This window comes from Rhodococcus sp. 4CII (assembly GCF_014256275.1).
Taxonomy (GTDB): Bacteria; Actinomycetota; Actinomycetes; order Mycobacteriales; family Mycobacteriaceae; genus Rhodococcus_F; species Rhodococcus_F wratislaviensis_A.
This window is the reverse complement of record NZ_JACCFE010000002.1, coordinates 2,960,585-2,981,682: the sequence shown is the minus strand read 5'-3', so window position 1 is coordinate 2,981,682 and position 21,098 is coordinate 2,960,585. Positions and strand designations below refer to the sequence as shown.

Annotated in this window: 23 protein-coding genes and 1 pseudogene; 14 read left to right on the top strand and 10 right to left on the bottom strand. The window is 68.7% G+C overall.

Annotation, left to right across the window (positions count from 1 at the left end):
* Positions 1-7: 7 nt before the first annotated feature.
* Together H0B43_RS14495 and H0B43_RS14490 are read right to left on the bottom strand one after the other, a co-directional pair.
* Positions 8-1,450 carry an amino acid permease gene (locus tag H0B43_RS14495; protein WP_185727278.1) on the bottom strand — a complete coding sequence of 481 codons (1,443 nt, stop codon included), beginning with the start codon at positions 1,448-1,450 and terminating at the stop codon, positions 8-10.
* On the bottom strand, positions 1,447-2,895 hold the full coding sequence (locus H0B43_RS14490) for an aspartate ammonia-lyase (RefSeq protein WP_185727279.1): 1,449 nt from the start codon (positions 2,893-2,895) through the stop codon (positions 1,447-1,449). Before H0B43_RS14490 ends, H0B43_RS14495 begins: the two co-directional genes overlap by 4 nt.
* Before the next feature lie 220 nt (positions 2,896-3,115).
* On the opposite strand from H0B43_RS14490, the gene H0B43_RS14485 reads away from it, so the two are divergent.
* The gene (locus H0B43_RS14485; protein ID WP_185727280.1) at positions 3,116-3,835 is read left to right on the top strand and encodes a FadR/GntR family transcriptional regulator; all 720 of its coding nucleotides are present in this window, start codon (positions 3,116-3,118) and stop codon (positions 3,833-3,835) included.
* Positions 3,825-4,676 (top strand): HpcH/HpaI aldolase/citrate lyase family protein, encoded by an 852-nt coding sequence (locus H0B43_RS14480; protein ID WP_397517514.1) that lies wholly within the window; start codon positions 3,825-3,827, stop codon positions 4,674-4,676. Before H0B43_RS14485 ends, H0B43_RS14480 begins: the two co-directional genes overlap by 11 nt.
* On the opposite strand, the gene disA is transcribed toward H0B43_RS14480, so the two are convergent.
* Positions 4,673-5,758 (bottom strand): DNA integrity scanning diadenylate cyclase DisA, encoded by a 1,086-nt coding sequence (gene disA / locus H0B43_RS14475; protein ID WP_185727281.1) that lies wholly within the window; start codon positions 5,756-5,758, stop codon positions 4,673-4,675. The genes H0B43_RS14480 and disA overlap by 4 nt on opposite strands.
* 85 nt (positions 5,759-5,843) lie before the next feature.
* Here disA and H0B43_RS14470 point away from each other — a divergent pair, with 85 nt between their 5' ends.
* On the top strand, positions 5,844-6,407 hold the full coding sequence (locus H0B43_RS14470) for a PaaI family thioesterase (protein ID WP_185727282.1): 564 nt from the start codon (positions 5,844-5,846) through the stop codon (positions 6,405-6,407).
* Positions 6,408-6,468: 61 nt separating this feature from the next.
* Here the strand turns inward: H0B43_RS14470 and radA are convergent, their stop codons facing one another.
* Entirely contained in the window at positions 6,469-7,851 is a 1,383-nt protein-coding gene (gene radA, locus H0B43_RS14465) for a DNA repair protein RadA (RefSeq protein ID WP_185727283.1), read from the bottom strand.
* 46 nt (positions 7,852-7,897) lie between these two features.
* Complete coding sequence (locus H0B43_RS14460) at positions 7,898-8,530, bottom strand: hypothetical protein (RefSeq protein WP_185727284.1); 633 nt, start codon at positions 8,528-8,530, stop codon at positions 7,898-7,900.
* Between the two features lie 263 nt (positions 8,531-8,793).
* On the opposite strand from H0B43_RS14460, the gene carD reads away from it, so the two are divergent.
* The 5 genes from carD to rlmB are packed head-to-tail and all read left to right on the top strand — an operon-like array spanning position 8,794 to position 12,829.
* Positions 8,794-9,282, top strand: a complete 489-nt coding sequence (gene carD / locus H0B43_RS14455) for an RNA polymerase-binding transcription factor CarD (RefSeq protein ID WP_005262216.1) — start codon at positions 8,794-8,796, stop codon at positions 9,280-9,282.
* Positions 9,283-9,295: 13 nt separating this feature from the next.
* Complete coding sequence (gene ispD / locus H0B43_RS14450; protein WP_185727285.1) at positions 9,296-9,976, top strand: 2-C-methyl-D-erythritol 4-phosphate cytidylyltransferase; 681 nt, start codon at positions 9,296-9,298, stop codon at positions 9,974-9,976.
* Complete coding sequence (ispF, locus tag H0B43_RS14445; RefSeq protein ID WP_185727286.1) at positions 9,976-10,452, top strand: 2-C-methyl-D-erythritol 2,4-cyclodiphosphate synthase; 477 nt, start codon at positions 9,976-9,978, stop codon at positions 10,450-10,452. Before ispD ends, ispF begins: the two co-directional genes overlap by 1 nt.
* A gap of 11 nt (positions 10,453-10,463) precedes the next feature.
* The gene (gene cysS, locus H0B43_RS14440) at positions 10,464-11,858 is read left to right on the top strand and encodes a cysteine--tRNA ligase (protein ID WP_185727287.1); all 1,395 of its coding nucleotides are present in this window, start codon (positions 10,464-10,466) and stop codon (positions 11,856-11,858) included.
* Between the two features lie 2 nt (positions 11,859-11,860).
* The gene (gene rlmB, locus H0B43_RS14435; RefSeq protein ID WP_185727288.1) at positions 11,861-12,829 is read left to right on the top strand and encodes a 23S rRNA (guanosine(2251)-2'-O)-methyltransferase RlmB; all 969 of its coding nucleotides are present in this window, start codon (positions 11,861-11,863) and stop codon (positions 12,827-12,829) included.
* Positions 12,830-12,835: 6 nt separating this feature from the next.
* On the opposite strand, the gene H0B43_RS14430 is transcribed toward rlmB, so the two are convergent.
* Positions 12,836-13,717 (bottom strand): biotin-dependent carboxyltransferase family protein, encoded by an 882-nt coding sequence (locus H0B43_RS14430; protein ID WP_185727289.1) that lies wholly within the window; start codon positions 13,715-13,717, stop codon positions 12,836-12,838.
* 46 nt (positions 13,718-13,763) lie between these two features.
* Between H0B43_RS14430 and H0B43_RS14425 the strand changes: the two genes are divergently transcribed.
* Positions 13,764-14,453 (top strand): ZIP family metal transporter, encoded by a 690-nt coding sequence (locus H0B43_RS14425; protein ID WP_185727290.1) that lies wholly within the window; start codon positions 13,764-13,766, stop codon positions 14,451-14,453.
* 19 nt (positions 14,454-14,472) lie between these two features.
* Here the strand turns inward: H0B43_RS14425 and ald are convergent, their stop codons facing one another.
* Positions 14,473-15,579 carry an alanine dehydrogenase gene (ald, locus tag H0B43_RS14420; RefSeq protein ID WP_185727291.1) on the bottom strand — a complete coding sequence of 369 codons (1,107 nt, stop codon included), beginning with the start codon at positions 15,577-15,579 and terminating at the stop codon, positions 14,473-14,475.
* Between the two features lie 102 nt (positions 15,580-15,681).
* On the opposite strand from ald, the gene H0B43_RS14415 reads away from it, so the two are divergent.
* Positions 15,682-16,197: an Lrp/AsnC family transcriptional regulator gene (locus tag H0B43_RS14415; protein ID WP_185727292.1), complete on the top strand. Its 516-nt coding sequence runs from the start codon at positions 15,682-15,684 to the stop codon at positions 16,195-16,197.
* Positions 16,198-16,205: 8 nt separating this feature from the next.
* On the opposite strand, the pseudogene H0B43_RS14410 reads toward H0B43_RS14415, so the two are convergent.
* A pseudogene (locus H0B43_RS14410) lies at positions 16,206-17,087 on the bottom strand (PucR family transcriptional regulator); the annotation flags it as partial.
* A gap of 82 nt (positions 17,088-17,169) precedes the next feature.
* On the opposite strand from H0B43_RS14410, the gene H0B43_RS14405 reads away from it, so the two are divergent.
* Positions 17,170-17,601, top strand: a complete 432-nt coding sequence (locus H0B43_RS14405) for a 2Fe-2S iron-sulfur cluster binding domain-containing protein (protein ID WP_185727293.1) — start codon at positions 17,170-17,172, stop codon at positions 17,599-17,601.
* Positions 17,602-17,622: 21 nt separating this feature from the next.
* On the opposite strand, the gene H0B43_RS14400 is transcribed toward H0B43_RS14405, so the two are convergent.
* Together H0B43_RS14400 and H0B43_RS14395 are read right to left on the bottom strand one after the other, a co-directional pair.
* Positions 17,623-18,243: an allophanate hydrolase subunit 1 gene (locus H0B43_RS14400; protein ID WP_185727294.1), complete on the bottom strand. Its 621-nt coding sequence runs from the start codon at positions 18,241-18,243 to the stop codon at positions 17,623-17,625.
* Positions 18,243-19,001: a LamB/YcsF family protein gene (locus H0B43_RS14395; protein ID WP_185727295.1), complete on the bottom strand. Its 759-nt coding sequence runs from the start codon at positions 18,999-19,001 to the stop codon at positions 18,243-18,245. Before H0B43_RS14395 ends, H0B43_RS14400 begins: the two co-directional genes overlap by 1 nt.
* Positions 19,002-19,130: 129 nt before the next feature.
* Between H0B43_RS14395 and H0B43_RS42505 the strand changes: the two genes are divergently transcribed.
* The 3 genes from H0B43_RS42505 (at position 19,131) to H0B43_RS41520 (ending at position 21,093) form a co-directional block, all read left to right on the top strand.
* Complete coding sequence (locus H0B43_RS42505; RefSeq protein ID WP_185727296.1) at positions 19,131-20,333, top strand: hypothetical protein; 1,203 nt, start codon at positions 19,131-19,133, stop codon at positions 20,331-20,333.
* Positions 20,330-20,716 (top strand): ESX secretion-associated protein EspG, encoded by a 387-nt coding sequence (locus H0B43_RS41525; protein WP_252189789.1) that lies wholly within the window; start codon positions 20,330-20,332, stop codon positions 20,714-20,716. The genes H0B43_RS42505 and H0B43_RS41525 overlap by 4 nt, the downstream gene beginning before the upstream one ends.
* A gap of 101 nt (positions 20,717-20,817) precedes the next feature.
* Positions 20,818-21,093 (top strand): hypothetical protein, encoded by a 276-nt coding sequence (locus H0B43_RS41520; RefSeq protein WP_252189790.1) that lies wholly within the window; start codon positions 20,818-20,820, stop codon positions 21,091-21,093.
* Positions 21,094-21,098 lie beyond the last annotated feature (5 nt).

Below are 21,098 nucleotides of genomic sequence, written 5' to 3'. Positions count from 1 at the left end.
TTTCTTGCTAAGCGGTGGGGCGGTCCGAGGCGAGGGTGCGGATGCGGTTTCTCGCGCCGAACCAGCCGATCACCAGCAGCGGGGCGATGATCGCGATGGACCCGACGGTCCAGGTTCCGACGGGGTGATCGAACGCCATCAGTACGACGACGCATCCGAGGAAGGCCAGGGTGAGGAGCCCGGTGTAGGGGGCGCCGAACATCCGGAATCCGGGCCGGGCGAGTTTCCCGTCCTTGGAGAGTTTCCAGAGTTTCAACTGGCACAGCACGATCACGGCCCAGGCGCTGATGATGCCGAGTGCGGCAAGGTTGAGGACGATCTCGAACGCCTGCGCGGGAACGACGGCGTTGAGTCCGACCCCGAGCAGGATCACCAATCCGGTGAGGGCGATGCCGCCGTACGGGACGCCGGACTTGTTCATCCGGGCGGCGAACGCGGGCGCCGATCCGGCCATGGCCATGGAGTGCAGTATTCGGCCGGTAGAGTACAGGCCCGCGTTGAGCGAGGACAGCGCGGCCGTGAGGACCACGAGATTCATGATCGCGTCGGCGCCCTGCACATCGATGGAGCCGAAGAACGTGACGAACGGACTCTCGCCGGCGTGGTACTCGGTGTAAGGGAGAAGCAGCGACAGCAGCAGGACGGATCCGACGTAGAAGACGAGGATGCGGACGATGACCGTGTTGATCGCCTTGGGGATCACCTTTTGCGGATTCTTCGTCTCTCCCGCAGTGGTACCCACGAGTTCGATCGAGGCGTAGGCGAAGACGACGCCCTGGATCACGACGATCGCGGGCAGGATTCCGTTGGGGAAGAGACCTCCGTTGTCGGCGATCATGCTGAAACCCGGGGAGTGGCCTTCGATGGGCGTGCCGAACAGCACGAAATAGATGCCGAAGCCCAGGAACGCGGCGAGGGCGACGACCTTGATCAGCGCGAACCAGAACTCCAGTTCACCGAACACCTTGACGGAAACGAGGTTCAGGCCGAGGACGAGTACGACTGCGGCCAAGGCGAACACCCATTGGTCGACGTTGCCGAGCGGTGCCCAGTATTTCTTGAAGAAGTTCATGTACAGCGCGACGGCGGTGACGTCGACGACTGCCGTCATCGCCCAGTTCATCCAATACAGCCAGCCCGCGGCGAATGCCATCTTCTCGCCGAAGAATTCCCGCGAGTACGAGACGAACGAACCGGACGTGGGTCGGTGCATCACGAGTTCGCCGAGAGCCCGCAGGATCAGGAAGGCGAAGAACCCGCACAGGGCGTAGACGAGGACGAGTGCGGGACCGGCCTGCTGGAGACGGCCGCCCGCGCCCATGAACAGTCCGGTGCCGATCGCTCCGCCGATCGCGATCATCTGGATCTGTCTCGGGCCGAGCGCTTTCCGATAGCCGAGGTCTTCCTCGACGAAGATGTCTCCCGAGGTGTCGTCCTTCTCGATCGTCACGAGACCACCTCCGCGGCCGCGGCGACGGGTGCTCTCCGGTCGGCACCCGAGGCTCTCAGATTGGCGAGATGCTCGGGGCTGAGGAGGCGGTCGAGTTCGTCGCGGTCGAGCAGGCCCGCCTCGATCACGAGGTCGGCGACCCGGCGCCCGGTGACCAGGGCCTCCTGCGCGATCCGGGTGGACGCGGTGTATCCGATGTACGGGTTGAGTGCGGTGACCAGTCCGATGGAGTCCTCGACCCGGGCCCGCAGGAGATCGGTGTTGGCGGTGATGCCGAGCACGCAGCGGTCGGCCAGGATCCGGCAGGCGGCGCCGAGGTGCCGCATCCCCTCGGACAGGGAGTGCACGATGATCGGCTCGAACGCGTTGAGTTGGAGCTGTCCGGATTCGGCGGCCATCGTGATGGTGACGTCGTTGCCGATCACCTCGTACGCCACCTGGTTGAGGACTTCGGGGATCACCGGATTGACCTTGCCCGGCATGATCGACGAACCGGCCTGCACCGGAGGGAGGTTGATCTCGTTCAGGCCGGCGCGCGGTCCCGAGGACAGCAGGCGGAGGTCGTTGCAGACCTTGGACAACTTCACCGCGATCCGCTTCAGCACGCCGGAGAGGTGCACGAACTGGCCGACGTCCTGGGTCGCTTCGACCAGGTCTGTGGCCAGGACGAGGGGGAGCCCGGTGAGTTCCCGCAGCGTGTCGCACGCCGCTTCGGCGTAGCCGGCGGGCGCGTTCAGGCCCGTGCCGATCGCGGTCGCACCGAGGTTGATCTCGTGGACGAGGAGAGCAGCCTCGCCGAGACGGGCCCGGTCTTCGTCGATCATCACCGAATACGTGGCGAACTCCTGGCCGAGCGTCATCGGGACCGCGTCCTGGAGTTGGGTGCGTCCCATCTTCACCGTGTCTGCGAACTCCACGGCCTTGGTCGCGAACGCGTCCTGCAGCACCCGCAATGCGTCCAGCAGGTCGTCGATCGCGAAGATCGTGGCAATGTTGACCGCGGTGGGATACACGTCGTTGGTCGACTGGCTGAGGTTGACGTGCTCGTTGGGGTGAAGTTCGGCGTACTCGCCACGCCCGTGGCCGAGGATCTCGAGTGCCCGGTTGGCGATCACCTCGTTGGCGTTCATGTTGGTCGAAGTCCCCGCACCGCCCTGGATGACGTCGACGACGAACTGCTCGTGCCAGCGGCCGTCGATGATCTCCCGGCACGCCTGCCCGATCGCGTCGGCCCGGCGGTGATCGAGGATCCCGAGCTTCTCGTTGGCGCTCGCGGCGGCCCATTTGACGAATGCGAGTCCGCGGATCAGGTAGGGGTTGGTGGAGATGGCGCGGCCGGTGATGGGGAAGTTCTCCACGGCCCGCAGCGTGTGGATTCCCCAATAGGAATCCGCGGGTACTTGGCGGTCGCCGAGCAGATCGTGTTCTGTTCGCGTTTCGGGCACTTGATCATTCCTCACAGGGATTCGCGCGAGCGTGTTCCGCACGATGCGGTGGACGGAGTCTGTTTGCCCGAGGAGGGGTACATTTCTCGGTCGAGCCACCCGGCTATCCACCTGCCAGGCTGTCAGACAGGTGCAATTGTTACCGCGCTCACTCGCAGCCGTCAACCCCGGGCGGTGTCCCGTGTTGACGGCGACGCCGGGGCGTGAGAACAATATCCTCATGAACCTGTCAGACAGCTGGGCAGCCAGGCGTCCCGTCACGGCGCGGGTCAGCGCCGCTGAGGCCGTCCTCGCCGATCTCCGTGAGGCGATCACGTCCGGCGAGCTGTCGGTCGGGGAGCGACTCCCGTCCGAAGCGTCCCTCGCGGCACGGCACGGCGTCAGCCGTTCGGTGATCCGGGAGGCGCTCCGCTCGTGTCATGCGCTCGGACTCACGGAGACGAAGTCGGGCCTCGGCACGTTCGTCGTCAGCGATTCGATCGCCCGCGACCTCGACTTCGGGAACTACGCGGCGAACGAACTCGTCGAGGCCCGGCCGCACGTGGAGATTCCCGCCGCCGGCTGGGCGGCCCAGCGGCACACGGAGGAAGACCTGGCCGCTCTGCGCGGTCTGGTGGATCAGATGCGGGAAGAAGACGATCCCCTCGTCTGGGTGTCCCTCGACGCGCAATTCCACGCATGCATTGCCCGGACCAGCCGGAATCGCGTGTTCGAATCCGTGATCGTCGACATCCGCGAGGCCCTCACCCGGCAGTCCGAGACGCTGAACCTGGTGGCGGGGCGTCAGCAGAAGTCGAACGACGAGCACGACCGAATCGTGGACGGAATCGCCTCGCGCAGCTACGACAAGGCGGCCCGGGCCATGGCGGAGCATCTGGACGCCGTCCGGGTCGCACTGGAATCTGTGGTCGGAGAAGCCGATCCGGACCATCGACAGTAAGGAAGACACCATTTTCACAGCGATTCCCCTCGACGCCCGGCACGCGCGATCGTGGCTACTGGTGTCCGCTTCGCGACCCGAGGATTTCGACCTCGCCGACCGGTGCGACGCCGATGCCGTCATCCTCGACCTCGAGGACGGCGTGGTCACGGCGGAACGATCCGACGCCCGGCGGTCCGTCGCCGAATGGCTCTCGGGCGGCGGTGCCGCCTGGGTCCGGATCAACGCGGCAACCACCGACGACTGGTCGGCCGACGTGGACGCGCTCCGGGGCCTGCCCGGACTTCAGGGCGTCATGCTGGCGAAAAGTGAATCCGGGCAACAGGTCCGGGACACCGCTGCCCGCCTCGGCGGTGCGGTTCCGGTGCTCGCTCTGGTCGAATCCGCGCGGGGAATCGAGTTCGCGTACGAGATCGCTTCCGAACCCGCCACACTGCGATTGGCCTTCGGCAGCGGCGACTTCCGGCGGGACACGGGCGCCGGTGCAGAACCGGACGCGCTCGCGTACGCCCGGGGCCGCCTCGTCGTCGCGAGTGGCGCCGCCGGAATCGCGGCACCGATCGACGGACCCACGCTGGCCGACGATCACGAAACCCGGATCGAGGCGCTGGCCGTCACACGGACGATGGGGATGTCCGGCAAGCTGTGCATGAAGGCCGCGCACACAGGCGACGTCAATCGTGAGCTGAGCCCGACGGCCGCGGACGCGGCATGGGCGGACGAGGTGATCGACCGCCTCGGCGTCGACGGCGCGGGTGTCCGGAGCGGCAGCGACCGTCCGCAACTCGCGCGTGCCCTGACCATTCGCACCCGCCTGGACGCACTGCGACTGTCGTACTAGTCGTACGGGCCGGAGATCGACGTCTCGGCCAGCCGGGACAAGCCCTCGCGGATGTGGCGCGCCCACAGCCCGCCGATGCCCTCCACCGACTGCAGGTCGGCGGCCGTCGCGGCCAGCAGCGACTGCAGCGTCCCGAACGAGCCGACCAATCGGTGGATCTGATTGAACTGCAGTCGGGGAACGCGGGTGAGCACCCGGTAGCCACGGGGACTCATCGGCGCCTCGAGCGCCTCGATGGTGCCTGGGTACCCGAAGGCGCGGGCCAGTGTCGTGAGGTCGAGAAGGTCTGCGTCCGTGATCCGGTCGAGCGCGGTGAGCGACTTCTCGACGTCGTCGGCGGGTGCGGGGCCGGTGCCCGCCAGGTAGTCGCGCACGATGAGTTCCCGCGCCACGTCGTTGTCGCCGACAAGTTCCTCGAGCTGGAGCGCGAGCTGACGCCCGTCCGTGCCGAGTTCGAGCACGTCCTGCTCGATCTCGACGGACACCCGCCGCACCATCTCCAGTCGCTGCACCACGGTCAGCGCGTCGCGGAGCGTGACGAAATCCTCGATCTCCACCACCGACAGCTGGCGGGTGACCTCGTCGAGCCGCGCCTTGTACCGCTCGAGGGTCGCCACCGCCTGATTGGCGCGCGAGAGGATCGTGGCGGAACCGTCGATGACGTGCCGGATGCCGCCGACGTACACGCTGACGATGCTCATCGACTGGCTCACCGACACCACGGGGTAACCGGTCTGCATCGCCGTCCGCTCGGCGGCGCGGTGGCGCGTACCGGACTCGACGGTGGGGATCTTGTGGTCGGGAACGAGCTGGACGTTGGCCCGCACGATGCGGGAGCCGTCGGTGGACAGGACCACGGCGCCGTCCATCTTCGACAGCTCACGCAGCCGGGTGGGGGCGAACTCCACGTCGAGCTCGAAGCCGCCGTCGCAGATCTCTTCCATCTGCTCGTCGTAGCCGAGGACGATCAGTGCACCCGTGCGGCCGCGCAGGATGCGCTCGAGGCCGTCCCGAAGTGCCGTTCCGGGAGCCAGCCGGGCAATCGTTTCACGCAGCGCAGACGACGACTCGGCATCGTTCATCGCGCAATACTCCCGCTGAGGTAGGCGTCACTTGTCGGGGACCGCCGTGGAAAGACGTCCGGACCCGCGTTTAGATTACCTATCCATGAGTGGTACCTGGACTTTGCCCGACGACCTGACCCTGCCGGAACTGGTCGACAGCTTTCCCGCCGCAGGTCAGCCCGTGCCGCAGCACTGGTCACGGTGCTTCGGGTGCGGTGACGAGTCGCCCGCGGGCATGTCCATGAGCTTCACTGCCGGGCAGGGACTCGACGTGTGGGGACGGCTCGAGGTGGCGCCCCGCTACCAGGGCGGTCCGGGAGTGATCCACGGCGGCATCCTGTCGACGGCGTTCGACGAGGCGCAGGGCATGGTCTGCCGCGCCGCCGCCGACGGTCCGGTGGTCACTGGTCACCTCGAGATCGACTTCGCCCGGCCCATACCGCTGGGGTCGGTTCTCGAGTTCCACGCCCGCATCGACGGCACGATCCGCCGCAAGGTGTACACCAGCGCCGAGGCACGGATCGTCGAGGGACCGACGGCCGACCCCGATGTGGTGGTGGCGACGTCCCGGGGACTGTTCCTCACCGTCACGGCCGCGCACTTCGAGAAGACGATGGACTTCGTGGACGGTGTCCCGGAGCGACCGTTCGGCACCTCGTCGATCTGAGCGTCACCGCAGCGACGCAGTCCACGTGAGCGTCACCGCAGCGACGCAGTCCACGTGAGCGTCACCGCAGCGACGCTATGGCCGCGCCGAGGTTCCCGACCTCGGTGACCCTCATTCCCTTGGGTGCGGCCCCGGAATCGAGGGGCACGATGGCGCGGCCGAATCCGAGCCGGTGGGCCTCCGCGAGCCGGCGCCCGACCCCGGGTACCCGCCGCACCTCGCCGGCGAGCCCCACTTCGCCGAGGATCACGAGCCCGTCCGGCACCGGCTTGTCTCGCACCGCCGACGCGACGGCGAGGGCCAGCGCCAGATCGGCGGACGGTTCGGTCATCCGCATGCCGCCGACGGTGGCCGCGTAGACGTCGTTCTTCGCGATCGGCACGCCGCACCGGCGGTCGAGCACGGCCAGGACCATGGCGACACGGGCGCTGTCGAGGCCGCTGACGGCACGCCGGGGTGCAGGCATGGACGTGGCGGCCACGAGGGCCTGCACCTCGCCGAGGAGGGGCCGCTTGCCGTCCATCATGACGGTGACGGCGGTTCCGGGGACGGCCTCGGCGCGGTGGTGGAGGAACAGCCCGGACGGGTCGCTGATGCCGGCGATGCCGTCTTCGCGCAGTTCGAAGCAGCCGACCTCGTCGGCGGCGCCGAAGCGGTTCTTGACACCGCGCACCATCCGCAGCGTGGAGTGTTTGTCGCCCTCGAAGTGCAGCACCACATCGACGAGGTGCTCGAGCGACCGCGGACCCGCGACCGCGCCGTCCTTGGTGACGTGGCCGATGAGGAGCACCGGCACGCCGCTGGCCTTCGCGAGGGACGTGAGAGCGCTGGTGACGGCTTTGACCTGGGTGACGCCACCGACCACGCCGTCGACGTCCGCGGCCAGCATGGTCTGCACGGAGTCGACGATCAGCAGGGTGGGGCGGACCTGCTCGACGTGACCGAGGATGGTCGCGAGATCGGATTCGGCGGCGAGGTAGACCCGCTCGTGGACGGCGCCGGTGCGGTCGGCCCGCAGCCGCACCTGCCCGGCGGATTCCTCACCCGTGACGTACAGGGACCGGTCGTCGGGACCGCGCCGGGCCCACTGGTGGACGACCTCGAGGAGCAGGGTCGACTTGCCGACGCCGGGCTCGCCGGCGAGGAGGACGACCGAACCGGGCACCACGCCGCCGCCGAGAACCCGGTCGAGTTCGTCGATGCCGGTGGGTTTGGCGCGGGTGGACGTGCTGTCGATGCGCGTGATCGGGGTCGCGGGGGTGGACGGAAGTACCGCCCCCGCTCCGGCTTTCGCGAGGGAGGCGCCGGGGCGGCTGGCGACCGCCGCGACGACCGGGGCCTCGTCCATCGATCCCCAGCTACCGCACTCGGGGCACCGCCCGACCCATTTGGGGACCGTGCACTGGCACGACGAGCATCGGAAACTGGACTTGAGTTTGGCCACCGGGCCAGCCTAGGTACCGGGTCCGACAGCGGACCCGGTCCGGTTGCTAGTGTCCGCCGCCATCGGCTTCGGTGCCCGGCGACGTGTCCGACACGTGGCGCTCGGTCTCGTGGCCCGCGTCGACGGGAACGGAGACGGTGACGTTGCCGGCCTTCTCGAACGCGAACGTGACGGGGAAGGTGAGGCCTGGGCGCACGCCTTCCTTCAGGTTGTTCAGGGTGACGAGGACGACGTCGGTCGGTGCGTCGGCATCGCCGGCGGACTGGCCCGCGGCCGCCGCGCTCTCGGCGGCGTCCTCGCCCGGCAGGCCGGCGACGAGCGCGGTCTGCGGCGCGATCTCCAGTCCACCGGTCTTGTCGCCGAGGGTGACGGACTGTGCGTAGTCGGTGCTGATCTTGGTCAGCTTGTCCGGGGTGTCCTCGTTGTTGTTGATCGCGGTGAACGCGAGGACGGCGTTGCCGCCCGGCGCGAGGCTGTACTCCGCGGAGTTCGGGTAGACCACGTGGACGTTGCGCAGGGCGATCGACCCGACGTTCGCGCTGTTGCCGTTGACCGCGGCGACCTGACTCGACGTCTGGGTGATCTGGCCCGCACTGCACGCGGACAGCACGAGGGCTGCGCCGGCAGCGAGAGCGACGGCGGTGGCGACTCGGCGAGTCGGCTTGTCGAGAGCAGTCACGAGTTGTCCTCCGGGGTCAGGTTCGCACTTCAACTAGGCAGAGTAGTAGTTCGTCCGCGTGGCCTGCTCGCTGGGTAGTCACAACGGTTGTCTGCGTGCGGTTTCGGCGCCGGAGAACCGCCCGATCGGGGTGTCCGGAATGCACGTATCGGGGGCCCTGTCAACCCCTACGGTCAGGCAACGATGCCCCTGACCTGCACCGTTGATGCGACCAGGATCCGGACACGTGTTAAACTCGAATGATCGAAAGGGGCACGGGACAGATGATTTTTAAGGTCGGAGACACCGTCGTATACCCCCATCACGGTGCGGCGCTGATCGAAGCAATTGAAACCCGCACCATCAAGGGTGAGCAGAAGGAATATCTCGTTCTCAAGGTTGCTCAGGGCGATCTCACCGTACGGGTTCCCGCAGACAACGCAGAGTACGTAGGCGTACGCGACGTCGTCGGCCAGGAAGGCCTCGACAAGGTCTTCCAGGTGCTGCGGGCACCGCACACGGAAGAACCCACCAACTGGTCACGTCGCTACAAGGCGAATCTCGAAAAGCTCGCGTCCGGTGACGTCAACAAGGTCGCCGAGGTCGTTCGCGATCTGTGGCGTCGTGAGCAGGACCGCGGCCTGTCCGCGGGAGAGAAGCGCATGCTCGCGAAGGCACGGCAGATTCTTGTCGGCGAGCTCGCACTGGCCGAAGGCACCGACAGCGACAAGGCCGAGACCATTCTCGACGAGGTCCTCGCGGCCGCGTCCTAGACAGTCGCGATCAGTGGCCGAGGGAGAAGGTCCTGTAGTCGCACTGGTCCCCGCCGCAGGTCAGGGCGTTCGTTTGGGCGAAAATACGCCCAAGGCGTTCGTTGATCTGGGCGGGACGACGATGCTGACACGCGCGGTCGACGGGCTCCTCCAGTCGGGGGCTGTCGACCGCGTCGTCGTCATCGTTCCGGGGGAACTCGTCGAGTCGACGCGAACCCTCCTCTCCGGAAACGTCACCGTGGTGGCCGGTGGCAACGAGCGAACCGATTCGGTTCGGGCCGGACTCGCCGCAGCGGACGACGCCGAATACGTGCTGGTGCACGATGCCGCCCGCGCGCTCACCCCGCCGTCGCTCATCGCCCGCGTCGTGGCCGAGCTGAGGTGCGGCCGCAACGCGGTCATCCCCGTCCTTCCGGTCACGGACACCATCAAGACCGTCGACGTCCTCGGTGCGGTCACCGGCACACCCGAGCGGTCCGAACTGCGCGCCGTGCAGACCCCGCAGGGTTTCACCGCGGAACTGCTCCGACGCGCCTACGACGCCGCCGACGGCATCGCCACCGACGACGCGGGACTGGTCGAGCGGCTCGGGGAACGGGTCCGCAGCATCGTCGGAGAACCCACGGCATTCAAGATCACCACCCCGCTGGACCTGGTACTGGCCCGCGCGCTGGTGGAAGAGGGAGCGCACTAGTGCGAGTCGGAATCGGGACGGACGTCCACCCGATCGAGCAGGGCCGGCCGTGCTGGATGGCCGGCCTGCTGTTCGAGGACGAGAACGGCTGCGCGGGTCATTCCGACGGCGACGTGGCCGTCCACGCCCTGTGCGACGCCCTGCTCTCCGCCGCCGGACTCGGCGACCTCGGCTCCGTGTTCGGAACCGGGCGGCCCGAATGGTCCGGGGTGAGCGGTGCCGCGATGCTCGCGGAAGTGCGCCGGCTCCTCGAGGAGGACGATTTCGGGGTCGCCAACGCCGCGGTGCAGGTGATCGGGAACCGCCCGAAGATCGGACCGCGTCGAACCGAGGCGCAGAAGGTGCTGAGTGACATTCTGGGCGCGCCGGTTTCGGTGTCTGCGACCACCACGGACGGGCTGGGCCTCACCGGCCGCGGCGAAGGGATCGCCGCCATGGCCACCGCGTTGGTCATTCCCGGTGGAAGCGCCAGGTAGGATCGCTGGTCGTGACCCTGCGCCTATTCGACACCGAGACGCGGGCCTTGCGTGACTTCGTTCCGCTGGCCCCTGGACACGCATCGGTGTACCTGTGTGGCGCCACGGTGCAGGGCGACCCCCATATCGGTCACGTACGCAGCGGCGTCGCGTTCGACGTGCTGCGGCGCTGGCTGCTCGCCCACGACTACGACGTGGCCTTCGTTCGCAATGTCACGGACATCGAGGACAAGATCCTGAACAAGGCCGCCGAGGCGGGCAGGCCGTGGTGGGAGTGGGCCGCCACGTTCGAGCGGTCGTTCACATGGGCGTACCAGCAACTCGGTGTGCTGCCGCCGTCCGTCGAACCGCGGGCCACCGGCCACATCACGCAGATGGTCGAGTTGATGCAGCGGCTCATCGACAACGGTCACGCGTACGCGGCGGGCGGCGACGTCTACTTCGACGTCCGCAGTTACCCGCAGTACGGCAGCCTGTCCGGGCACAAACTCGACGACGTCCACCAGGGCGAGAGCGCCGGTGAATGCAAGCGCGACCCCCGCGACTTCACGCTGTGGAAGGCGGAGAAGCCGGGCGAACCGTCGTGGCCGACGCCGTGGGGCCGCGGCAGGCCGGGCTGGCATCTCGAGTGCTCCGCCATGGCCGAGTTCTACCTCGGGGCGGCGTTCGACATTCACTGCGGCGGCCTGGACCTGGTGTTCCCGCACCACGAGAACGAGATCGCGCAGGCCAAGTGCGCCGGCGACTCCTTCGCACAGTACTGGTTGCACAACGGCTGGGTCACCATGGGCGGCGAGAAGATGTCGAAGTCGCTCGGCAACGTGCTGTCCGTGCCGAACGTGCTGAAAAAGGTTCGGCCGCAAGAACTTCGGTACTATCTCGGCAGCGCCCACTACCGGTCGATGCTCGAGTACTCCGACACCGCCCTCGACGAGGGTGCCGCCGCGTACCGACGCATCGAATCGTTCGTCATGCGCACCCAGGAGCGCGCCGGCGAGGTGTCGAACGGTCGCTGGACGGACGCGTTCGCGCGGGCACTCGACGACGACCTCGCCGTCCCCGCGGCGCTCGCCGAGGTGCACGGCAAGGTCCGCGAGGGCAACATCGCTCTCGACGGCGGTGATCTCGAGGGTGCGCGCGCGATCGCGTCGCAGGTCCGGGGCATGCTGTCGATCCTCGGTGTGGACCCGCTGGACGAACACTGGACTCAGGAGACCGCGGATGCGTCCGCGGCAACCGATGCCCTGGACGTTCTGGTCCGGGCCGAACTCGAGCGCAGGCAGAGTGCCCGCGCCGAGAAGAACTGGGCTGTGGCCGACGAGGTGCGTGACCGTCTGATCCGGGCGGGCATCGAGGTCACCGATACCCCCAACGGGCCCGAGTGGTCTCTCAAGGCAGGACAGTAGTAATGGCTGGAAATTCGAGCAGGCGCGGAGCCATCCGCAAGGCCGGTACCAAGAAGGGGCAGGTCGCCGGATCCGGCGGCCAGCGCCGCAAGGGCCTGGAAGGGCGTGGCGCCACCCCGCCCGCCGAGGCCCGCACCAAGCACCCCGCCGCCAAGCGTGCCGCCCGGGCCGCCCGGGACGCCGAGAAGCAGCCCGGCCGCGGTCGCCCGACCGCCGGTCGCAAGGTGCTCGACGGTCCCGAGAACGTGCTGGGGCGCAATCCCGTCGTCGAGTGCCTCCGTGCCGGCGTCCCCGCGACGGCCCTGTACGTCGCGGTCGGGACCGAGAGCGACGACCGCTTGAAGGAATCCGTTCAGCGGGCGGCCGACGCGGGCATCTCCATCCTCGAGGTTCCCCGGACCGATCTCGACCGGCTCAGCGCCAACGGCATGCATCAGGGCATCGCGTTGCAGGTGCCGCCGTACCGCTACGCGCACCCCGACGACCTCATCGCGGAGGCGCGCAAGCATCAGGAGGCGCCGCTGCTCGTGGCGCTCGACAACATCACCGACCCCCGCAACCTCGGTGCCGTCGTGCGTTCGGTGGCCGCGTTCGGTGGGCACGGTGTGGTCATCCCGGAGCGGCGCAGCGCGTCGGTCACCGCGGTCGCATGGCGCACCAGTGCCGGCGCCGCCGCCCGCCTGCCGATCGCCCGTGCCACCAACCTCACTCGCACGCTGAAGGATTGGGCGTCCAAGGGCGTTCAGGTGGTCGGGCTCGACGCGGGCGGCGACACCACACTCGACGAATTCGACGGCAGCGGTCCGGTGGTCGTGGTGGTCGGTTCGGAGGGTAAGGGGTTGTCGCGTCTCGTCCGCGAGAACTGCGACGCGATCCTCAGCATCCCGATGGCGGGCCCCGTCGAATCGCTCAACGCGTCCGTCGCCGCGGGTGTCGTGCTCGCCGACATCGCCCGCCGCCGGCGCAGCTAGCTCCCGTCACCTCGGGATCGGCGACGACACCGAGCGGTGGAACCGGACCCGGTGACCGGGCCGCAGCTGCGCGGCCATCGGTAGGTCCGCCTCGGCGACCACTGCGATCACCGGATAGCCGCCCGTCACCGGGTGGTCGGCGAGAAACAGGATGGGCCGGCCGTCCGGGGGCACCTGGAGTGCGCCGGCCACCATGGCCTCGCTCGGCATCTCGTCCCGCACCGAACGGTGCAGCGCCCCCGGACCCTCGAGTCGGGCGCCCACCCGATTCGTGTCGGAAGTGACCGTCCACGTCTCGCGGAGCAGCGCGTCGACGGATGCCCGGGTGAACCAGTCGTCCCTCGGTCCGAGCCGGACGCGCATCGTCACTGGATCCTCGGGTGTGACGGGCGGGGGGATGCTCTCGTCCGCAGGCCAGTCGCCCGCGTCCGCGCCGATCAGCAGCCGATCGCCCTCCGCCACCGGATCGGGGCCGATCCCCGACAGCGTGTCGGTGGACCGGCTCCCCATCACCGCGGGAACATCGATACCTCCGCGGACGGCGACATAGCTGCGCAGTCCCTCCGACGCGAAGGCGATCTCCAGAAGGTCGCCGGCGTTCAGGTGCAGCATCGTGTAGTCGGGGCGGGATTTCGAATTGACGGTGACGGGATTGTGGGCGCCGGTCACGGCGACACTGACGTTGCCGGCCGCGCGCACCGCGAGACCGCCGAGCGTGACCTCCAGCGTGGCTGCGTCGGAGTTGTTGCCCACCAGCCTGTTTGCGCTGTCGTGCGCGACTCGGTCGGCGGCACCCGACGCACCCACCCCGATGGATGCGTAACCGGGGCGTCCGCGATCCTGCACGGTGGTGAACGGACCGGTGCGCACGACCTCGAGCCAAGCCATCGTCCGATTGTCCCGTATCCACGGGTCTGTGGATACGCTCTCGACCATGTTGACCGCGACGCTGTACGGCCTCGGCACGGCCCTGCCCCTGCTGATCGGTGCCGCCATCGGGCTCCGCTACGACCTTCCGCGGCCGGTCCTCGCGGCTCTCATGGCGTTCGGTGCGGGAACGATGGTGGCGGCCGTGTCCACCGAGTTGTTCCAGCCGGCGTTCGAGACCGAGGGGATCTGGACCGCGGGCGCGGCCCTGTTCGCGGGGGCGCTCGTCTACGTGGTCGCCGACCGGCTCATCGAGAACAAACTCGGTGCGGGCGCCCTCGGCTGGGCATTGATGCTCGGCTCGCTGCTCGACGGTATCCCCGAGAACACCGCCCTCGGGGTCACGATCAGCAGTGCGGGTGGAGTGGTGCTGCTCGTCGCCGTCGCGGTCGGAAACGTGCCGGAGGCGGTCGCGGGCGCGGCGTCCATGCGGTCGCAGCCGAATTTCAACCGCAGTCGCGCGTTGTCGGTGTGGGCGGCCACCGCCGTCCTGCTGGTGCTCGTCGTGATCGCCGCCGACGCCGTGGCCGACACCATTTCCGACAGTGCCATCGCGACGGTCCAGGCGTTCGCCGGCGGCGCGACCATCGCCGTGCTCGCCGACTCGTTGATGCCCGAGGCCTACCGGGAGGGCGGCTGGTGGGTCGGGCTGTCCACCGCCCTCGGGTTTCTCGTCGCGTTCGGGCTCGGCGCCTAGCCGAGCCCGAACGATTCGCTCACGCGGGCAGCGCCGAGACCGCGTAACCGTGCGCGGCAGCAACTTCCGCAGACAGCAGTTCTCCGTCGTGGGTGCTCAGGCCCGCCGCGAGTCCGGGGACGGTCGCGGTGGCGTCCTTCCAGCCCTTGCCGGCGAGCGCGACGACGTAGGGGAGGGTTGCGTTGGTGAGGGCGTAGGTGGAGGTGCGAGGGACGGCGCCGGGCATGTTCGCGACGCAGTAGAACACCGAGTCGTGGACCTGGTAGGTGGGTTCGGCGTGCGTGGTGGGGCGTGAGTCCTCGAAGCAGCCGCCCTGGTCGATGGCGATGTCGACGAGCACCGAGCCGGGCTTCATCCGCGCGACCAGGTTGTTGGAGACGAGAGTGGGGGCCTTGGCGCCGGGGACGAGGACCGCGCCGATCACCAGGTCGGCGTCGAGGACGGCCTGTTCGAGTTCGAGGGTGTTGGAGATGATGGTCTTGACCTGGCCCTGGTAGAGGGCGTCGATCTCGCGGAGGCGGGCGATGGACAGGTCGAGGACGGTGACGTCGGCGTGGATGCCGTGCGCGATGGCGATCGCGTTCTTGCCGGAGACGCCGGCGCCGATGACGACGACCTTGGCCGGGCGCACGCCGGGGACGCCGCCCATCAGGACGCCGCGGCCGCCGCCCTGGCGCATCAGGTGGTAGGCACCGGCCTGCGGGGCGAGGCGTCCGGCGACCTCGCTCATCGGTGCGAGCAGTGGCAGGGACCCGTCGGCGCCGACCACGGTCTCGTAGGCAATCGAGGTGGTCTTCGAGGCGAGGAGGGCGTCGGTGCAGTCCTTGGACGCGGCGAGGTGCAGGTAGGTGAACAGCACCTGATCCTTGCGCAGGCGTGAATACTCCTCGGCGATGGGCTCTTTCACCTTCAGCAGCAGTTCGGCCGATCCCCAGACCGCAACCGCGGAGGAGAGGATCTGGGCGCCGGCGGCTTTGAAGTCCTCGTCCGTGAACGACGACCCGAGGCCTGCGCCTGATTCGATGATGACCTCGTGGCCGCGTTCGGCGAGTTCGTGGACACCGGCGGGGCTGACGGCCACGCGGTACTCGTGGTTCTTGATTTCGCGGGGGATGCCGATCTTCATGAGAACTCCGTGCTGTTGGAAATTCGATTGGTAGCTGACAATGGTGAAGAAAGCGCCACTTCATGCCAATAGTTGTGAAGATAATTCTCTAAGGTGGGGGTCATGACTCGCGACTATTCGGAAGCACGCACTGTGGGGCGGCTCTCGTCGAAGGATGTTCGGCCACCCGTGCAGCTCGACGACGTCGATCGGATTCTGCTCGATCAGCTGTCCCGGGACGCGCGCACGCCGAACAACGCGCTGGCCGCGATGGCGGGAATCGCCCCGTCGACGTGCCTCGGCCGGGTGCGCTCACTGGTCGAGCGTGGCGTCATCCGCGGATTCCACGCCGACATCGACCCGGCGACGCTCGGACGCGATCTCCAGGCGATGATCGCCGTGCGTGTGCAGGCCAGCGCACGGCAGCATCTGGGCAAGTTGTCGCAGCAACTCGCGCTGCTGGACGAGGTGTTGAACGTGTACTTCATCGCGGGCGCCGACGACTACCTCATCCACGTCGCGATGGCGAACAGCGACGAACTGCGGCGCTTCGTTCTCGAGCATCTGAGCGCCCACCCGGCAGTGGCGTCGACCGAGACGATCCTGATCTTCGAGCACGTGCGCCTCCGGCGCCCGTGAGTACTGTGTTTCGCGAGTTCGGTCTTGTTGCCGCCGAGTTCGAGGAATTTGCGGAGGACGTCGAAGTTGTCGTCGCCGTGGCGGGCCCCATGTTCGAGGAGTCCGCGGAGTTCGGTCTCCGCGAACGCCTGGACCCGCGGATCGGTGCGGATGAGGGAGAGCAGACCGCGCAACCGGATGTCGGCTGCTCGGTGAAATACCTTGTCGCCCGACGGCAACGACAGCGCGACCTCGGCGATGTGCGCGGATTCCGCGAGGCCGCCCGCGGCGTCCAGCAGCCGGGTCGATTCGGGTCCGATGCCGATGGCGGCGTGCAGGACGCCGTCGATTCGCGTGAGCGCGACGCGTATCGCGGCGCACAGTTCGCGCAGCGCGTCGGGTGCGGACGCCGGCGGGTGGGACAGAATCAGGTCGATCTGGCCGGCGCGCCGGTTCGCGGTGAGGGCCGTCTGCCGCGACGTGCGGACCGCGTGACGGACGGCGTCGAGCATGCGTACGCGGCGTCGCTGGGCGAGAACCTGGTCGGCGCTGGCGGTTTCGCTGACACGCACGGTCATCGGCAGGTAGGTCAGTGCGGGGCGGAGGCCCAGTGCGTGGGCGCGGGCGGTCGCCTCGGCCTCGTCCTGGATGCGTCCGCGGCGGAGTTCGTCGATCAGCCCAGTCCGGGCCTGTTGTTCGAGTGCTGTGCGGTCCTGTTCGACCATCCGGTTCAGAGCAAGGGCCTGCGCCGTCCGTTCGAGAGTCATCCGGGCCCGACCTTCGGCGGCGACGGGGTGCGGGGCGACGAGTCGTCCCCACTCCTGTCGATGGGCGCCGACGGGCGTCGTCGTCCACGACTCCGGGCCGTCGACGGCGGTCTGGTGGGGTACGGGGGTCAACCGGGACCGGCGTCCCGCGGTCAATGGCGCCTGCGGGGCGGATCTTTCTCTTTCCACGACAACCACCCGGCGCCCGGATCAACGGAGAGAATCTATGAAGACGACAACCTCCACGCTCGCCCTGTCCCTGCCGGAAGGCTATGTCGAGGAACAGGATCGGCCGCCGATTCCCGACGTCGCCATCCTCGATCGGCTCACCGCCGATGCGTTCGACCTCCTCGAACGGTTCGCCGCGGTTGCACCCGCGGCCGGCCTGAGCGGAGAATTCGAGGTCGAACTCGCCCGCAGCGAGAAGGTCGTGTCGGTACGGGCCAATCAGACGGTGCTCGACGCAGTCCGTGCCGCCGGGGTCGACCATCCGTCGTCGTGCGAGATGGGGATCTGCGGGTCCCGCGAGGTGAAGGTCCTCGGCGGCGACGTCGACCACCCTGACGACCTCCTCACCGAAAGCGAACGGGCGCAGTGCAACAGCATGAGGATCTGCATGTCCCGGGCAAAGGGGGCCCGCCTGGTCCTGGACCCGTGAGTACTTGTCGACGTCGGGCGGTTAATGAGTACTCACGGGCGCGAAGCGCACCACGACGCCGGGGCGGAGCAGGGCAGGGGGAGTGCGGTCGGCGTCCCAGATCGGTTCGTCGGTGGTCCCGATGAGTTGCCAGCCGCCGGGCGAGCTGCGGGGATAGATTCCGGTGAACTCCCCTCCCAGCGCAACGGTCCCGGCGGGAACGGAGGTCCGGGGCGTCGCGCGGCGCGGCACGTGAAGTTCGGGCGCACCGCCGGAGAGATACCCGAAACCCGGTGCGAAGCCGCAGAACGCCACCGTCCACGGTGTCCCGGTGTGCGCCGCGACCACACCGTCGACACCCAAACCGGTCAGCTCGGCCACGTCCTCGAGGTCGGGGCCGTCGTAGCGCACCTCTATCCGGATCTCCTCCGGGGCATCGTCGGCGACCGGCGGCGACGGCTCCGTGGTCCGCACCCATTTGGCGACGCGGTCCCGGCTGGTTGCGCCGTGGTCGAACCGGACCAGGATGGTGCGTGCCGCCGGAATCACCTCCACGACGCCGGGCGGCCGGGACCTGTCCAGGGCACGGAAGTGCGCGAGCACGGTGCCGAGGTCCTCGAACTCGGCGAGGATCGCGCTTTCTCCGACGTCGAGGATGCGCATCACACGAACGGCTCCACCGTGATGCCCTCGGTGTCGAGCAACGATCGGATGGCGGTGGCCATCTCGACGGCTGCGGGCGTATCGCCGTGGACGCAGACGGATTCGGCGGTGACCGTGAGCACCGAGCCGTCGACTGCCTCGAGGGTGTGATCGACGACGAGTCGGCGGACCCGCTCGGCCACGACCACCGGATCGTGCAGGACGGCCCCGTCCGTCGTCCGGGGCACCAGCGTGCCCTCGGGGGTGTACGCGCGGTCCGCGAATGCCTCGGTGACCGTCTGCAGTCCGGCCTTCTCGGCCTCCTCGAGAAACACCGAACCGGGCAGGCCGAGAACCGGAAGCGTCGGGTCGTACGCGCTGACCGCCGCGACTACCGCACGGGCTTGCTCGCGGTGATGCACGATCGCGTTGTACAGCGCGCCGTGCGGTTTCACGTACGCCACCGCGGATCCGGAGACCTGGGCGAGACCGTCCAGGGCGCCGATCTGATAGACGACGTCGGCGGTCAGATCACGCGGGGCGACGTCGATGAACCGGCGTCCGAACCCGGCAAGGTCGTGGTAGCCCACTTGCGCGCCGATCCGGACCGTCAGCTCGGAGGCCGCGGAACAGGTGGCCATGAGGGTCGCAGGGTCGCCCGCATGAAACCCGCAGGCCACGTTCGCGCTGGTCACGAGCTTCAGCATCGCGTGGTCGTCGCCGAGGGTCCAGGCGCCGTAGCTCTCGCCGAGGTCGCTGTTCAGATCGATTGCCGGCACATATTCGATACTAGGGTTCCGAGTGCCGTCTTGTAGATTCTCTCGCGGGGGCGGGCGGAACCGGCGAGGGTCCTGCTGCGTCAGAACAATTGACCGCGCGTGGTGGACTGCGCCATCGGAGGGGGAACCGTGACCGACCCGGCATACATCAAGGATCCCGAGAACTTTCACTCGGACCAGTGGGATCACGCGCGGATTGCGAGTGCCGTCGCGGGCATGGACGTCGAGCACGTGAGCGGCATCGCGAGGGCCTGGACCGAACTGGGGACGACGGCGCACGAGGCGATCGTCGAATTCAGCGACGCCATCAAGAAAACGATCAGCGAGAGCTGGCAGGGGGCTGCCGCGTCGGCCGCCTCCGGCGAGACCCAGCGGTACTCGTCGTCCGCGGCGCAGGCGCAGGAACAACTCCACGGAGTGGCGGCGGCATTGACGCCGCTGGCGGAGACGGTCGCGTCTCTGCGGTCGCAGGTTCCGGAGACCATCGGCACCGGACTGTGGGACAAATTGACACCCTGGGACACGGACACCGAGGACGAGTACTACCGGCGCGACGGCGAAGCGCGCGAGAAGATGGCCACGATCTACAACCCCGGGCTCGCGACGTCGGACGGCACCGTCCCGTCGTTCACCACACCGGAAAGCGTCGTCGACGTGCCGTCGGGCCCGGCGGGGCCCGGTATCGAGCAGGCGAGCGGCCCGCCGAGTTCGAGCGACCGGGTCGGGGCACCGAGCGTCGGGCAGCCGACCTCCGGCGACACTCCCGGGGGCGGCCCGTCCGCCGCGCCCGCCGAGGATGGCGGACCGGCTCCGGACGACACGCAGCCCGCCGCCGAAACCGCGCCGACGACGGCGACCACCGCACCGGCGTCGACGGCCCCGGCCTCGGTGACGGGGGACCAGACGCAGAGCAGGCCGGGTCTCGTGCAGGGCGTCGATCCGTCCTCGGGTGCCGGATCGCGATCCGCCGGTGCCGGAGCAGGCGGCGGTGCCGGAGCAGGCGGCGGTGCCGGAGCAGGCGGCGGTGCCGGTGGTGGGATCGGCGTCGGCGGGCTCGGCAGCGGTGTCGGCGTCGGAAGCCGGGCAGGGTCGGTGGCCAGGCCGGGCTCTGCGCCCGGCGCCGCCGGGGTGGCAACCGGTGGTCGGGCGGGTGCCGGGATGCGCGGCGCCGGCCCGATGGGCGGGGGAATGATGGGCGGTGCCCCGGGGGCTGCCAAAGGCGGCTGCGAGGACAAGGACCACAAGACGCCCGACTACCTGATCACCCTCGACAACGGCAACGAGTTGATCGGCAAACTGCCCCTCGTCTCGCCGCCGGTGATCGGCGCATGAGCATGCACAATTGGCGGCTGCGTCCCGAACTGTTCGACGCTCTGTGGGCCGGCACCGGGCAGGATCGCATCCCGTACCCGTTCCGGATCGTCAGTGCGCATCCCGGTCTCAACGCCTATGTGGCAGAGCAGAACCGGTTACGCGAATCCTTCGCGGGGGCCGAGCACGACGACGTGAAGTCGGCGCTGGCGGTTCTCGCCGAGCCCGAGGTGTACGTCGAGATTTCCGGTTCCACCGTCGACGAGACACCGATCCGCATGATCGGCGCGCAGGGACAGGGACGGGCGGTGATCGCCACACAACTCCCCGGCCGGGCATCGCACATCGGTGGCGATGTGATGCTCGGCGCGCCGGTGCAGCCGGGCGACTGGGCGCGCAACTGATCGGCCTGATCCCGCAGAACGCCGCCGGCAGGCACCGGTTTCAGCGGCGGGACGAGGAAGATCTCGGCTTCTCCCAGGGAATTCTTCAGGACGTCAATCGGGTGCCGCCCGCTCCGCGACTCGAATCCGCCGTGCAGAAGGCGTACGCGGGCCGCGGCAAGATCCGAATATTCCGCGGCCCCCGATACGGCACCGGCAGGGACGTCGGCGTCATGCAGTGGATCGACATCGCCGGCGACGGCCGCTACCTGATCGGCCCGCACGATCTCGCCGCCGCGCATCCGGCAGGCCCCGACCAACTCGTATCTTCGCTCGACACCCTCATCCGGGTCGGTACCACTCCTCGCGCAGGGTCGGTCGGCGGCCGCGGTTGGTAGATTGC